This is a genomic window from Micromonospora sp. II, assembly GCF_001709195.1.
GTDB lineage: Bacteria > Actinomycetota > Actinomycetes > Mycobacteriales > Micromonosporaceae > Micromonospora > Micromonospora chalcea.
In genome coordinates this window covers 214,839-229,114 of the sequence record NZ_LYXF01000057.1, presented here as the reverse complement: position 1 = coordinate 229,114, position 14,276 = coordinate 214,839, and the positions used below count along the sequence as shown (strand labels likewise).

11 protein-coding genes are annotated in these 14,276 nt (G+C 72.9%); 6 read left to right on the top strand and 5 right to left on the bottom strand.

Annotated elements, in window-relative coordinates:
* Positions 1-10: 10 nt before the first annotated feature.
* From A8711_RS24340 to A8711_RS24320, 5 genes are all read right to left on the bottom strand, one after another.
* On the bottom strand, positions 11-1,444 hold the full coding sequence (locus A8711_RS24340) for a GH1 family beta-glucosidase (protein WP_043325603.1): 1,434 nt from the start codon (positions 1,442-1,444) through the stop codon (positions 11-13).
* Positions 1,441-2,241, bottom strand: coding sequence for a carbohydrate ABC transporter permease (locus tag A8711_RS24335; protein WP_197494916.1), 801 nt, complete (start codon positions 2,239-2,241; stop codon positions 1,441-1,443). The genes A8711_RS24340 and A8711_RS24335 overlap by 4 nt, the downstream gene beginning before the upstream one ends.
* Before the next feature lie 105 nt (positions 2,242-2,346).
* Positions 2,347-3,327 (bottom strand): carbohydrate ABC transporter permease, encoded by a 981-nt coding sequence (locus A8711_RS24330; protein WP_043325606.1) that lies wholly within the window; start codon positions 3,325-3,327, stop codon positions 2,347-2,349.
* Positions 3,328-3,446: 119 nt separating this feature from the next.
* Positions 3,447-4,766: an ABC transporter substrate-binding protein gene (locus tag A8711_RS24325; RefSeq protein ID WP_043325608.1), complete on the bottom strand. Its 1,320-nt coding sequence runs from the start codon at positions 4,764-4,766 to the stop codon at positions 3,447-3,449.
* A gap of 233 nt (positions 4,767-4,999) precedes the next feature.
* On the bottom strand, positions 5,000-5,545 hold the full coding sequence (locus tag A8711_RS24320) for a plasmid pRiA4b ORF-3 family protein (protein ID WP_069089401.1): 546 nt from the start codon (positions 5,543-5,545) through the stop codon (positions 5,000-5,002).
* Positions 5,546-5,695: 150 nt separating this feature from the next.
* Between A8711_RS24320 and A8711_RS24315 the strand changes: the two genes are divergently transcribed.
* The 6 genes from A8711_RS24315 (at position 5,696) to A8711_RS24290 (ending at position 14,218) form a co-directional block, all read left to right on the top strand.
* Positions 5,696-6,538, top strand: a complete 843-nt coding sequence (locus A8711_RS24315; protein WP_069089400.1) for a pyrimidine reductase family protein — start codon at positions 5,696-5,698, stop codon at positions 6,536-6,538.
* Positions 6,539-7,010: 472 nt separating this feature from the next.
* On the top strand, positions 7,011-8,759 hold the full coding sequence (locus A8711_RS24310) for an ATP-binding protein (RefSeq protein WP_043325613.1): 1,749 nt from the start codon (positions 7,011-7,013) through the stop codon (positions 8,757-8,759).
* A gap of 11 nt (positions 8,760-8,770) precedes the next feature.
* Positions 8,771-9,919 carry an exonuclease SbcCD subunit D gene (locus A8711_RS24305; RefSeq protein ID WP_069089399.1) on the top strand — a complete coding sequence of 383 codons (1,149 nt, stop codon included), beginning with the start codon at positions 8,771-8,773 and terminating at the stop codon, positions 9,917-9,919.
* On the top strand, positions 9,919-12,393 hold the full coding sequence (locus A8711_RS24300; protein WP_069089398.1) for an AAA family ATPase: 2,475 nt from the start codon (positions 9,919-9,921) through the stop codon (positions 12,391-12,393). The genes A8711_RS24305 and A8711_RS24300 overlap by 1 nt, the downstream gene beginning before the upstream one ends.
* On the top strand, positions 12,390-13,361 hold the full coding sequence (locus A8711_RS24295; RefSeq protein ID WP_064447178.1) for a hypothetical protein: 972 nt from the start codon (positions 12,390-12,392) through the stop codon (positions 13,359-13,361). The genes A8711_RS24300 and A8711_RS24295 overlap by 4 nt, the downstream gene beginning before the upstream one ends.
* Entirely contained in the window at positions 13,361-14,218 is an 858-nt protein-coding gene (locus A8711_RS24290) for a spermidine synthase (RefSeq protein WP_069089397.1), read from the top strand. Before A8711_RS24295 ends, A8711_RS24290 begins: the two co-directional genes overlap by 1 nt.
* Positions 14,219-14,276: the final 58 nt, after the last annotated feature.

Here is a 14,276-nt window from a genome sequence, read left to right as displayed (position 1 = left end):
CTGGCCCAGCTTATTGTGCGGGCAGTCCGTTGCGTCGGATCACGTCGGCGTACCACCTGGCGCTGGACTTCGCGATCCGGGCCTGGCTGTCGTAGTCGACATAGACCATGCCGAACCGCTTCGTGTAGCCCCAGGCCCACTCGAAGTTGTCCATCAGCGACCAGGCGAAGTAGCCCTTGAGCGGCACGCCGGCCTCGATCGCGGCGTGCGCCGCCCGCAGGTGCGCGGCGAAGTAGGCCAGCCGGTCCGGGTCGTCCACCCGGCCGTCGACCAGCTCGTCGACGAACGCCGAGCCGTTCTCGGTGACGTAGAGCGGCAGGTCGGTGTACTCCCGGTGGACCCGCTCCAGCGTCTCCACCAGGCCCGGGGCGTCGATCTCCCAGTCCATGTCCGTCACCGGGACACCCCGGGTGACGAACCGGACGTCCTCGCTGCCCGGCCAGCAGGACGGCGCCCGCCAGTAGGGCTCCGGCTCCGCGCCCTCGACCGGCGCGGCGACCACGTGCCGGCTGTAGTAGTTGATCCCGACCATGTCCAGCGGCGTGGCGATGGTCGCCAGGTCACCGTCGCGCACGTGCCCCATGTCGGTGATCTGGCGCACGTCGGCGACCAGGTCCGCCGGGTACGCCCCGCGCAGCACCGGGTCGAGGAAGAACCGGTTCGCCAGCGCGTCGATCCGGCGGGCCGCGTCGGCGTCCGCCGCCGAGTCGGTCGCCGGGGTGACCGGGTACAGGTTGACGGTGATCCCGAGCTGCGCGTCCGGGCGGACCGCGCGGACCGCCTGCACGGCCAGGCCGTGACCGAGCATCAGGTGGTGCCCGGCCCGCAGCGCGTCCGCGCCGTCGCGGCGGCCCGGCGCGTGCACGCCGGAGCCGTAGCCGAGGAACGCCGAGCACCACGGCTCGTTCAGCGTGGTGAAGTACTTGACGCGGTCGCCGAGCGCGTCGGCGACCAGATGCGCGTACTCGGCGAACCGGCCGGCGGTGTCCCGGGCCGGCCAGCCGCCCGCGTCCTCCAGCGGCTGCGGCAGGTCCCAGTGGTAGAGCGTCAGCCAGGGCTCGATGCCGTGGCCGAGCAGCTCGTCGATCAGGCGGCGGTAGAAGTCCATGCCCTCCTGGTTGACGCCGCCCGTGCCGCCCGGCTGCACCCGCGGCCAGCTCACCGAGAAGCGGTACGACCGCAGCCCCAGGTCGGCCATCAACCGCACGTCGTCCGGCATCCGGTGGTAGTGGTCGCACGCCACGTCGCCGGTGTGCCCGGCCACCGTCCGCCCCTCGGTGTGGCTGAAGGTGTCCCAGATCGACGGCGCACGGCCACCCTCCGCCGCCGCGCCCTCGATCTGGTACGCGGCGGTGGCCGCGCCCCAGAGGAAGTCCGGCGGGAAGGTCAGGGCCGGACCGGCGTCGAGGAGACCGACGGCGGGCGGGCTTGCTGGATTGCTCACGACTTGACGGCGCCTTCCATGATGCCGCCGATGATCTGGCGGCCGAACAGAACGAACACGACGAACAGGGGCAGGGTCGCGATCAACGTACCGGCGAAGATCTGCGAGTTGTCGGCGAAGTAGGCGGTGTTGAGGCTGCGCAGCGAGATCTGGACGGTCGGGTTGGACGGGTCCGCCAGCACCACGAACGGCCAGAAGAACTGGTTCCACTGCTCCATGAAGGTCAGCAGACCCAGCACCGCGGCGGCCGGACGCAGCGCGGGCGCCACCACGTGCCAGTACACCCGCCAGGTGGAACAGCCGTCCACCCGGGCCGCCTCGATCAACTCGTTCGGTACCGCCTGCTCGGCGTACTGGCGCATCATGAAGATGCCGAAGCCGCCGATCAGGAACGGAACGGTCACCGACGGCATGGTGTTCAGCCAGTCGAGCTTGGCCATCAGGATGTACAGCGGCAGCACGCCGAGCTGGATCGGCACCATCATCGAGGTGAGGATGATCAGCAGCAGCGCGTTCTTGCCCCGGAAGCGCAGCTTGGCGAACGCGAAGCCGGCCAGCGAGCCGAAGAACACCGTCGCGACGGTGATCGTCCCGGCGACCAGGAACGAGTTCATCAGGCCCTTGAGGATGTTGGCGTCGCTGTTGGCGAGCACCCGCTCGATGTTCTCGCCGAGCTTGCCGCCGGGCAGGAACGGCGGCGGCCAGGAGTTGGCCGCGTCGTTCGTCCGGCTGGCGATCACGATCATCCAGTAGAACGGGAACAGGGAGAGCAGCACGCCGAAGATCAGGCCGATCATGGTGAGCGGGCTGGCCTTCCAGAGCCGCTCGGCCCGGTGGGTGGTCTTCACCGGCGCGCTGTGCCGGGTGGGCGGGCGGACCGCGGTGGTCGTCATCTCGTCACCTCACTTGTCGGAGCTGATGCGGCGGGCGAGCAGGTAGTTGATCGCCGACATCAACGCGATGAGCACGAAGAGCACGAGCGCGACCGCTCCGGCGTACCCCCACCGGAAGCGCTGGTTCATCACGTCGAGCAGGTACATCGTGATGGTCTGGAACTGCCCCTCCGAACCACCGGAGAGACCGCCCGAGCCGCTGGTGAACAGCAGGGGCTCGGTGAACAGCTGAAGGCCGCCGATGGTGGAGATGATCAGCGTGAAGATGATCGTGGGGCGCAGCTGCGGGACCGTGATCGACCAGAACTGCCGCCGCCGGGAGGCGCCGTCCAGCGCCGCGGCCTCGTACATGTCCTTGCTGATCGACTGCATGGCGGCGAGGTAGATCAGCGCGTTGTAGCCGACCCACCGCCAGTCGACCATGGTGGAGATGGCGAACCATGAGGCGAAGCGGTTCGCCCGCCAGTCGATCGGGTCCAGGCCGATGCTGTCGAGCAGCCAGTTGACAAGGCCGAAGTCCTTGGCGTAGAGCATCGAGAAGATCAGCGCGACCACGGCGGTCGAGGTGATGATCGGCATCGCGATGGCCATCCGGAAGAACGTCTGCGCGCGCAGCTTCCGGTTCAGCGCGTTGGCGAGCATCAGCGCCAGCAGCAACTGGGGCACTGTGGAGAGCGCGAACATGCCGAACGTGTTGACCACCGCATTCCAGAACTGCGGGTCCTCGGTGATCAGTTCGACGAAGTTGTCCATCCCGACGAAGGAGATCGTCGGGTTCAGCGGCGACCGGTCGGTCAGCGCGATCCAGACCGTGTACGCGATCGGGTACACGCCGAACACGGCGAAGATCACGAAGAACGGCAGGACGTACAGGTAGGGCGAGTACTTCAGGTCCAGCCGGGTCATCGAGGCGGCGCGGCGGCGTGTGTGACGTGCGGAGCGCGGCGCGCCGGGCTCGGGCGGCGCCGCGGCGTGCAGGTCGAGGCTCATGGGGAGTCCTTCTCCTCGGCCGGCGTCACCCGCCACACGGGCGACGCCGGACTCTGCGGGCACCGCGGGTGGCGCCGGCAGCATGGGCTGCCGACGCCACCCGCGGGCGGCTCAACCGGTCACTTACCGGCGGCCGCACCGTTCTTCAGGGCCGCCTGCCACTGCTCGCCGGCCGACTTGCCCTGCTCCACGGCGCGCAGCGTGTTCTCCACGGCGGTGCGGACCGCGTTGTTCTTCGGGCCGAGGTAGACCGGCTTCAGCTCGGTCGCGCCGGCTGCGAAGATCTTGCCGACCGGGGCCTTGCTGAAGTAGTCGTTGGTCGAGTCGGCGACGGCCGGGTCGGTGAGCGCCTGCGGGTTCGACGGCAGGTTGCCGACCGCCTTGTACGCGCCGATCTGACCCTTGGCGCTGGTCAGGAACTTGGCCAGCTCCGCGGCCTCCTTCTGGTGCTTGCTCGACTTCGGCACGCCCAGGAAGGAACCGCCCCAGTTACCACCGGCGCCCGGCGCCTTGGCGATGTCCCACTTGCCGGCCGCCGCGTCACCGGCCTGGCCCTTGATGACACCGGTCATCCAGGCGGGGCAGGCGATGGTGGCGAAGGTGCCGTTCTTGAAGCCGGCGTTCCACTCGTTGGAGAACGACTGGAGGTTGTTGGACAGCCCGGCGGCGATCATCTTGGTGGTGAGGTCGTACGCCGTCTTCACGTCCGGGTTCTGGTCGATGACCATCTTGTTGCTCTTGTCGTAGTACGTGTAGCCGCTGCCCTGGCCCGCGACCTGCATCAGCACCACGTTGTAGAAGTTGGTCGCCGAGTCGACGAACTTGTGCTTCTTGTCGGCGGCGGCGAACTTCTGGCCGGTGGCGATGAACTCGTCCCAGGTCGGCCAGAGCGCGCCGACCTGCTCGCGGTCGGTGGGCAGCCCGGCGGCCTTGAACAGGTCGCTGCGGTAGCACAGCGCCATCGAGCCGACGTCGGTGCCGAGGCCCAGCACCTTGCCGTCGGGCGTGGTGCCCTGCTCCCACTTCCACGGCAGGAAGTTGCCCTTGAGGTCGTTCGCGCCGTGGTCGGCGAGGTTCACGAACTTGTCGGCCTGGGCGTAGAACTGGACGATGGTGCCCTCTTCCAGGGCCACCACGTCACCGGCGCCCGAGCCCGCGGTGATCTGCTGGGTCAGACGGGTGTTGTAGTCACCGAGGCCGAGACCCTTGCCCCGCTCCTGGATCTTGACGTTCGTGTGCTCCGCTTCGTACTGCTTGTACAGCTCTTCGTAGCCGAAGCCCTGGTCGCCGAAGACGTCGACGACCAGCGTGATCGGGCCGTCGCCGCTGCCGCTGTCGCCGCTGTCCGAGTCGTCGCCGCAGGCGGCGGTGGTGCCGAGCACGACGACGGACGCGAGCGCGATGGCCGCGAACCGCCGACGACGGATTGGGACGCTCATCCGAGACCCCTCTTTCGGTGGTGAGGCGATATCTGCTGTGTGGTGGGGGGTGCGTTTCGCGCGGGCCGGAGCGGGGCAGGAGGGAGATCCGCACCACTCTCGGGAGCGCTCCCATGAGGTTGCCGGGAGGTGACAGGGGTGTCAATAGACCGTTGGGAGCGTTCCCATTTCGTTACCGCGCCGCTGGCGACCCCTCCTCGGGGCCCGCGATCAGCGGCGCGCGGGCGGCGCGATCAGCAGCAGCGGCGCAGCAGGACGGTGGCCCGGCCGGCGTCGAACGCGGCCGGATCGAACGCCGGGCCGGCCCACTCGCGCATCGTCACGTGTTCCGGGTGCGCCGGGTCGGCGAACGCCGCGAGCAGGACCGCGTACCCGGCCGGGCCGCCCACGTCCTCCGGCGGGCAGGCCCGCTCCCCGTCCAGGCAGACCGGGTAACGCTCGTCCGGGTCGGCGGCGCAGCAGTCCTCCACCACCAGGTCGTGCTCCCACCAGTCCCCGAAGTCGTAGGTGTAGCGAAACCGGTCGCTCTTGCCCACTACCGTGTCCAGCCGGACGTCCAGCTCGTCGCGCAGCGCCAGCTCGCCGTCCGGGTCGGGTTCGCCGTACTGCCGGCCGTCCACGTCGAACGAGTGCAGGTGGCAGTCGCGCCAGCCCATCGCGTGCTGGATCACCCGGTGCAGCCGGTCCAGCGTGTAGCCGCCGGGCACCAGCACCCGCCGCCACACCCGCGGCCGGACCCCGGCCAGCGACACCATGAGCTGGAAGATCTGACGCGACACGACGTCCCATCCTTCCTCGGCATAGGCTGCCTGCATGATCTGCCGAGCCTGCCGGGAACGGCGGCACGACGACTGTCCTGGCCGGAAGTGGTGCGACTGCCAGCACCGTACCCCCGAACCCACCCCTCCGGTCACCGGTCCGGCCGGCGAATGAGCGTCGGAACCCCGATCGAACGGATCTGGCCCGCACCCGTCACCGGCGCGCTGACCGATCCGGAACTCACCGCGCTCTACGGCCGGGCGGCCCGCCCGCACCTGCGGGTCAACTTCGTCGCCAGCGCCGACGGGGCGGTCACTCTGGACGGCTACTCCGCCGGGCTCTCCGGCGAGCCGGACAAGCGGGTCTTCGGGCTGCTGCGGATGCTCTGCGACGCTCTCGTGGTGGCCGCCGGCACGCTGCGCCACGAGGGCTACCGGGCGGTCCGGCTGAGCCCGGAACGCCGGGCCTGGCGCCGCGAACGCGGGCTGGCCGAGTTCCCGACGCTCGTGGTCGTCTCCGGCTCACTCGACCTCGACCCGGCCCAGGCTGCATTCGCCGACGCCCCGGTCCGGCCGATCGTGCTCACCCACGCCGACGCCGTACCGCCGCCCGGCCTCACCGACGTCGCCGACCTGGTCCGCTGCGGCACCGCCCCGGTCACCAGCACCGACCGGGTCGACGGCAGCGGCCGGGTCGACGGCAGCGGCCGGGTCGACGGCAGCGGCCGGGTCGACTTGGCCGTGGGCCTGGCGGAGCTGCGCCGCCGAGGGCTGGACCAGTTGCTCTGCGAGGGCGGCCCGCACCTGTTCGGCGCGCTCACCGCCGCCGACCTGGTCGACGAGCTGTGCCTGACCGTGGCGCCGCTGCTCGCCGGCGCCGGCCCGGGCCGGATCACCGCCGGGGACGCCAGCCCGCCCCGGCACCTGCCGCTGCGCCACGTGCTGGCCGCCGCCGACGGAGTGCTCATGTTGCGGTACGCCCGCGACCCCGCCGGATCCGCCCCCGCCGCCTGACCAGCTCCCGGCTCCCGGCTCCCGGCTCCCGGCTCCCGGCTCCCGGCTCCCGGCTCCCGGCTCCCGGCTCCCGGCTCCCGGCTCCCGAGATCTTGGTACCAAACGGCCCCTATGAGGGCGCTCTCGTACCAAGATCTCCGAGCGTCCCGGAGAGCGGGACGTGGGTCTCGACATTGGGGGCGGCTCTCGCGCGCCAAGCAACCCGGGGTTCGCGGGGCGAGTGGAACGTCATGGGTGTCAGAAGCGCGCGGAGACACCCATGACGTTCCACCGAGTCGGCCGGGCCGGGGGCCGGAGACAGCGCCGGAGCGGGCAGAAACGTACGCACCGTGGCCGGGCGGATCCGGGCGGCTACCGTTCGGCGCACGCTCGGCGTGGCGTCCGCCGCGTCGCGTGGCAACCTGTCGCATCCCTCGGGCAGGATGCACGACGTGCACCGCCAACGGTACGACCAGCCGACCGGAGACCGCCGATGACCGACGACCAGCTCGACGGGCCCGGCGAGGGTGTCGGCCGGGTGCTCGGCACCGCCGACGCCACCCCGCTCACCTTCTGGACGGCGGTCGCGCCGGGCAGCTACCTGCAGCTGGACGACGTGGTGGTGACCCGCCGCGACCTGCCCGACCGGGAGCCGGTGACGATCGCCGGGGTGGTGACCCAGGTGCGTGCCCGGCACGAGGGGGCGCAGTTCGACTCCGACGTCTTCGCCATCGCCGACGGCACGCTGCCGGCGCAGGTGCAGGAGGCGGCCGAGGTGACGACCACGCGGGTCGACCCGGAGTTCTACGTGCCGCCGACGCCGGGCGCCGTGGTGCACCGGGCCGAGGGGGACGCGCGGGCGCGGGCGCTGCACTTCGACCGGATGGAGCGGCGGATCCCGATGGGGATGGGCCGCGACGGGGTGCCGGTCTACCTCAACGCCGACTTCCTCGACGGCACCCGGGGCGCGCACGTGTCGATCTCCGGCATCTCCGGTGTCGCGACCAAGACGAGTTTCGCCACGTTCCTGCTCTACTCGGTGTTCCGCTCCGGCGTGCTGGGCGGCGACGCGGTCAACGCGAAGGCGCTGATCTTCAACGTGAAGGGCGAGGACCTGCTCTTCCTCGACCACCCGAACAGCCGGCTCGACGATCCGACCCGGGCGGCGTACGCGAAGCTGGGCCTTGATGCCGGCGCGTTCCCGGACGTGCGGGTGTACGCCCCGCCGCGGGTCGGCGACTCCTCCGGCACGCCGGATGTGAGCAGCCGGCTCACCGGGGTGGACAGCTTCTACTGGACGCTGTCCGAGTTCTGCGCCGACCGGCTCCTGCCGTACGTGTTCGCCGACGCCGACGACGAGCGCCAGCAGTACACGATGGTGGTCCACTCGGTGGCCGCGCACCTGGCCCGTTACGCCCAGCCGGCCGACGGCGGGGTGAGCATCGACGGGGTGCGGCTCGGCTCGTACGCGGATCTGGTCGACCACGTGGTCGAGCAGCTCAACGACGACGAGACGCGCGGCGAGTGGGCGGGCAGCGCGGTCGGGCTGGGCACCGTGAACGCGTTCGCCCGGCGGCTGATCGGCAGCAAGAAGGACCTGGGCCGGTTGATCCGTGGTGACCTGGCGACCCGTCGCCCGCACTCGATCAACACGGCGGAGAGCGCGCAGGTGACTGTGGTCGACCTGCACAACCTGCCGGACCGCGCGCAGCGGTTCGTGGTCGGTGTGACGCTCAAGAGCGAGTTCGAGCGCAAGGAGAAGGCGGGCACCGCCAAGCCGCTGCTGTTCGTCGTGCTCGACGAGCTGAACAAGTACGCGCCGCGGGAGGGCTCGTCGCCGATCAAGGAGGTGCTGCTCGACATCGCCGAGCGGGGCCGCTCGCTGGGCGTGATCCTGGTCGGCGCGCAGCAGACCGCCAGCGAGGTGGAACGGCGGATCGTCACCAACTCGGCGATCCGGGTGGTGGGCCGGCTCGACCCGGCCGAGGCGTCCCGCCCGGAGTACGGCTTCCTGCCGCCCGCCCAACGGCAGCGGGCGCTGCTGGCCAAGCCGGGCACGATGTTCGTCAATCAGCCGGACATCCCGGTGCCGCTCTGCCTGGAGTTCCCGTTCCCGGCGTGGGCCACCCGGGTCTCGGAGGCGGGCCGCGCGCCCTCGGAGACGCTACGGTCGATCACGCAGGCCGCCGATCCGTTCGCGGTGGTCGGCTCCGGCTCCTCCGACGACGACATCCCGTTCTAGGCGGCACCCAGATGAAGATCCTGCACACCYCCGACTGGCACGTCGGCAAGGTCCTCAAGGGGCAGTCCCGGGCCGAGGAGCACAAGCAGGTCCTCGCCCAGGTCATCGAGATCGCCCAGCGTGAGCGGCCGGACCTGGTCATCGTCGCCGGTGACCTGTACGACACCGCCGCGCCCACCCCGGAGGCGACGCGGCTGGTGACCCGGGCGCTCACCGCGTTGCGGCGAACCGGCGCGGACGTGGTGGCGATCGGCGGCAACCACGACAACGGCGCGGCGCTGGACGCGCTGCGCCCGTGGGCCGAGGCGGCCGGGATCACGCTGCGCGGCAGCGTCCGGGAGAACCCGGACGAGCACGTCGTCGACGGGGTCACCGCCGGTGGGGAACGCTGGCGGCTGGCCGCGCTGCCGTTCCTGTCCCAGCGGTACGCGGTGCGCGCGGTGGAGATGTACACGCTCACCCCGGCCGAGGCGAACCAGACGTACGCCGACCACCTGGGCCGGGTGCTGGACCGGCTCGCCGAGGGGTTCACCGAGCCGGACCGGGTGCACCTGGTGACCGCGCACCTGACAGTGGTCGGGGCGAGCACCGGCGGCGGCGAGCGGGACGCGCACACGGTGCTCGGATACGCGGTCCCGGCCACCGTCTTCCCCGGCAACGCGCACTACGTGGCGCTGGGTCACCTGCACCGCTCGCAGCGGGTCATCGGCCCGTGCCCGATCCGCTACAGCGGCAGCCCGCTCGCCGTCGACTTCGGCGAGCAGGAGAACGTCAGCTCGGTGACGATCGTGGAGGTCACGGCGACCACCGCCGCCCGCATCCGGGAGGTGCCGGTGCCGGGCGCGGTGCCGCTGCGCACGGTACGCGGCACGCTCGCGCAGCTCGCCGAGATCGAGGCGCCGGAGGGCTGGCTGCGCGTCTACGTCCGGGAGCAGCCCCGGGCCGGGCTGCGCGAGGAGGTGCAGGAGTTGCTGCCCCGGGCGCTGGAGATCCGGATCGACCCGGAGCTGGTGCCCGCGCCGGGCAGCGGGACCCGGACGGCCCAGCGGGCCGGGCGGTCGCCGGGCGAGTTGTTCGGCGACTACCTGGACAGCCGCGGGCACGCCGACGAGGGTGTCCGGGAACTCTTCGACGAGCTGCTCGAGGAGGTGGAGCACTGATGCGGCCGATGCGGCTGGACATGGCCGGGTTCACGGTGTTCCGCGACGAGACCACTGTCGACTTCACCGACGCGGACTTCTTCGCGCTGGTCGGGCCGACCGGTTCGGGCAAGTCGACGGTGCTCGACGCGATCTGCTTCGCGCTCTACGGCACGGTGCCGCGCTGGGGCGGCGCCCGGGGGCTGGCGAACGCGCTGGCGCCGTCGGCCACCGAGGCGCGGGTCCGGCTGGTGTTCGAGTCCGCCGGGGACCGCTACGTGGCGACCCGGGTGGTGCGCCGGGACGGCCGGGGCACCGTGAAGACGGCGAACGCCGGGCTGCAGCTCATGCCGCCGGGCTTCGACGTCACCAAGCTCGACACCGGGCTCAGCCCGGAGGATCTGGGCGAGGTGGTGGCGGGCACCCCGGCCGAGATGGAACAGGCGGTGCTGGACGCGGTCGGGCTGCCGTACGAGCAGTTCACCTCCTGCGTGGTGCTGCCGCAGGGGCAGTTCGCCGACTTCCTGCACGCCAAGCCGGCCACCCGGCAGCAGATCCTGGTGAACCTGCTCGGGCTGGGCGTCTACGAGAACGTGCAGAAGAAGGCGGTCGAGCGGGCCGGGCAGGCCGAGGCGAAGCTGGAGACCGTCGACAAGCTGCTCGGCGGGCTCACCGACGTCGACGACGAGAGTCTGGCCGCCGCCCGGGAGCGGGTGGACGCGATGCGGGAGCTGGCCGCAGCGGTGGCTGCCGCCGTACCCGAATGGGAGCGGGCCCGGGCGACGGCGGGTGAGCGGGCCGCGGCGCTGGCCGCCCTCGACGCGGAGCTGGGTGTGCTGGCCGGGGTGCGACCGCCGGACGGCACCGCCGAGCTGGCGCGGGCGGTGGCGGCGGCCCGGGTGGCCGCCGACGAGGCGGCGGGCGCGGTCGGGCTGGCCGAGGAGCGCGAGGAGAAGCTGCGCGGGGAGCTGACCGCCGCCGGTGACGAGAGCGCGTTGCGGTTGCACCTGAAGGCGTACGCGGACCGGGACCGGCTGACCGCGGAGGCGGCGACTGTGCGCGCGGCGGTGGACGCGGCGCGCGGCGAGCACGACGCGGCGGTGGCGGCGCTGGCGGCGGCGCGGGCGGACGCGCAGCGGGCCGAGACGGAGCTGGAGTCGGCGTTCCGCGCGCACGAGGACGCGAAGGCCGCCGACCAGGCGGCGGCGCTGCGGGCGCACCTGGTCGACGGCGCGCCCTGCCCGGTGTGCGAGCAGACGGTCACCACCGTGCCCGCGGTGCCGAAGGGTTCGGCGGTGAGCCGGGCGATCGAGGCGGGCAAGGCGGCGCGGGCGGCGAGCGAGGCGGCGAAGCGGGTGGTGCAGGAACGCGACGCCGCGGCCCGCGAGCTGGACCGGGTGCTGCTGCGCGCCCGGACCCAGCACGACCAGCTCGGCGCGCGCCTGGCCGAGCTGGACGAGCAGCTCACTGACGCGCCCACGCCGGAGCGGCTGCGGGAGGCGCTGGCCGAGCACGCGCGGCTGCGCGCCGCGCTGGAGGAGGCGGCGGGCGCGGTGCGGGCCGGGCGGGAGGCGGCCCGGCGGGCGCGGGGCGCGCTGGACGCCGCGCAGGATCGGCTGCGCCGGGCCTGGCGTGACTTCGACGCGGTACGCGACGGGCTGGCCCGGTTCGGGCCGCCGGCCGCCGACCGGGACGACGTGGCGGCGGCGTGGACGGCGCTGGCCGACTGGGCGGGCGAGCAGGCGCGGGCGCGGCGCGCGGACCGCGACGGGCTGGCCGAGTCGGTGGAGGCGGCGCAGCGGGCCGCGGCCGAGGTCGCCGACGGGATCGCCGCGCTGTTCACCGCGGCCGGGCTGGACGCCCCGCAGGACGCGCCGCGCGACGTGGCGGTGGCGGTGGAGCGGGCCGAGGCGGAGTTGCGCCGCCTGGACGAGCGCCGCGAGCAGGCCGCCGGGCTGCGGGAGCAGCGGGCCGGGCACGAGCACGAGGCGCGGGTGGCGCGGGCGCTCGCCTCGCACCTGCGGGCGAACAACTTCGAACGCTGGCTGCTCACCGAGGCGCTGGACCTGCTGGTCGACGGCGCGTCGCGGATCCTGCGGGAGCTGTCCGGCGGGCAGTACGACCTGGTGCACGACAAGGGCGAGTTCTTCGTGGTCGACCACCACGACGCCGGGTTGCGGCGCGGGGTGCGCACGCTGTCCGGCGGGGAGACGTTCCAGGCGTCGCTGGCGCTGGCGCTGGCGCTGTCCGAGCAGCTCGCCGGCATGTCCACCACCGCGGCCAGCCTGGAGTCGATCGTCCTGGACGAGGGTTTCGGCACGCTCGACGCGGCGACGCTGGACACGGTCGCGGCGACGCTGGAGAACCTGGCCGCCCGGGGCGACCGGATGGTCGGCGTGGTCACCCACGTGCCGGCGCTGGCCGAGCGGATCCCGGTCCGGTTCGAGGTGCGCAAGGACGCGCGGACGGCCCGCGTGGAACGGACCGGCCTGTGACGTCACAGTCGCCGGCGTTCTTCGTCGACGCCTGGGATCCGGCCTACGGCGCGTCGTTCGAGGCGGCCGGTGGGTCCGGTCCGGCCGCGCCGAGCAGCGCCCAGGTGGACGCCGACGTCGAGCTGCCGGCCACCGACTGGCGGGCGATCGGCCCCCGCGCGGGCGTGCGGTCGCCGGACGTGGTGCTGCTCGTCGACGGGGTACGCCGGATCGACGCCAGCGTCTGGACGGCCGAGGAGGACGGCGGCTCGTTCCCCGGCATCGCCGCCTCGTACGCGGCCGGTGTGGTGCGCTGCGACCTGGACCGGGGCGCCGCCGAGATGGCCGGCGCCCGGGTGGGCCGGGGGTTGTTCACGGCGAGCCCGTCGGCGCAGGACGTGGTCGCCGGGACTGTGCGTTACCCGGTGCACCGGGTCAGCGGCACCGGTGAGCTGAGCAAGTTGCCCGCGGCGGTGCAGGCGCCGCTGACCGCGCTGGAGGTGGCCGTCTCCGACGCGGTACGCACCGACGGCGACCTGCTGGTGGTGGACGGTCCGCTGCGCAGTCGGCGGAACCTGCCGCGCACGCTCGGGTACATCAAGACGCAGCACAGCCAATACCTGGACGGGCGGCTGACCGCTGTGGTGACCGGGCTGGCGCCGGGTGAGCGGTGCCCGGTGTTCCGGCTGGGCACGGCGTGGGGCGGCTGGTCGTGGTATCTGCGCCTGCCGGTGCGCGCCGGGGCGCCGTGGGCCGGGATCGTGCGGGTGGAGTGCTCGGCCGACCTGACCGTGCCGGAGGCGATCGCGCTGGCCGACCTGTCGCTGGTGACGTTGCCCCGGTTCGCCTCCACCCCGTACAAGGATCCGCGTGCCCCGCAGAACCTGGTGCCGATCGCCGGGCTGGAACGCCGGTTACGCGGGATGCTCGGCGACGCGCGGCTGCTGCACCGGGTGCTCACCGCGGCGGCGCGCGGAATGCGGCGCTGATGGGCCGGCGACGCGACGCCGACCGGGTGGTGGCCGACGTCGACACCGGGCGGGCCGAACTGGTGCCGGACCGGGACCGTCCGGGCTCGTGGACGTTGCTGCTGGACGGCGCACCGCAGTCGCATGTCGACCTGACCGACCCGGCTCACCTGGAGTTCGAGTACGTCCGGCGGCTGGCCGCCGCGCTGGACCTGGTGGCGCCGGCCGGGGCGCCGCTGCGGGTGCTGCACCTGGGCGGCGGCGCGCTCACCCTGCCCCGGTACGTGCAGGCCACCCGCCCGGGTTCGACGCAGCGGGTGTCCGAGGTGGACGGCGCGCTGGTGGAGCTGGTCCGCCGCGAGCTGCCGTGGCCTGCCGATCCGCGACTGCGGGTACGGGTGGCCGACGCGCGGGCGACGCTGACGTCGAGCCGGGACGGCGCGTACGACGTGATCGTGGCTGACGTGTTCGCGGGTGCCCGTACCCCCGCGCACCTGACCTCGGTGGAGTACGCCGCCGAGGTGGCCCGGGTGCTGGCGCCCGGCGGCAGCTACCTGGCGAACGTGGCCGACGGCCCGCCGCTGCGGCACGCGAAGGCGCAGGTCGCCACAGTGCGTACCGTGCTGCCCCGGGCCTGCCTGGTCGGCGACGCGGCGGTGCTGCGCGGCCGCCGGTACGGCAACCTGGTGCTGGTGGCGTCCCGGGTGGAGCCGCCGGTGCCGGAGCTGGCCCGGCGGGCGGCCGGCGACTGGTTCCCCGGCCGGGTGCTGGCCGGCGCGGAGCTGGACCGCTTCACCGGCGGCGCGGCGGTGGTCCACGACGCGGGCGCCGTCGACTCCACTCCCCCGCCGCCCGGAACTTTTTCCGTCAAACGTTGATCCGATCGACTGGTGGCTGCGTATCACCGGGCGGCCATGCCCGTGGGGGGCCGGCTGA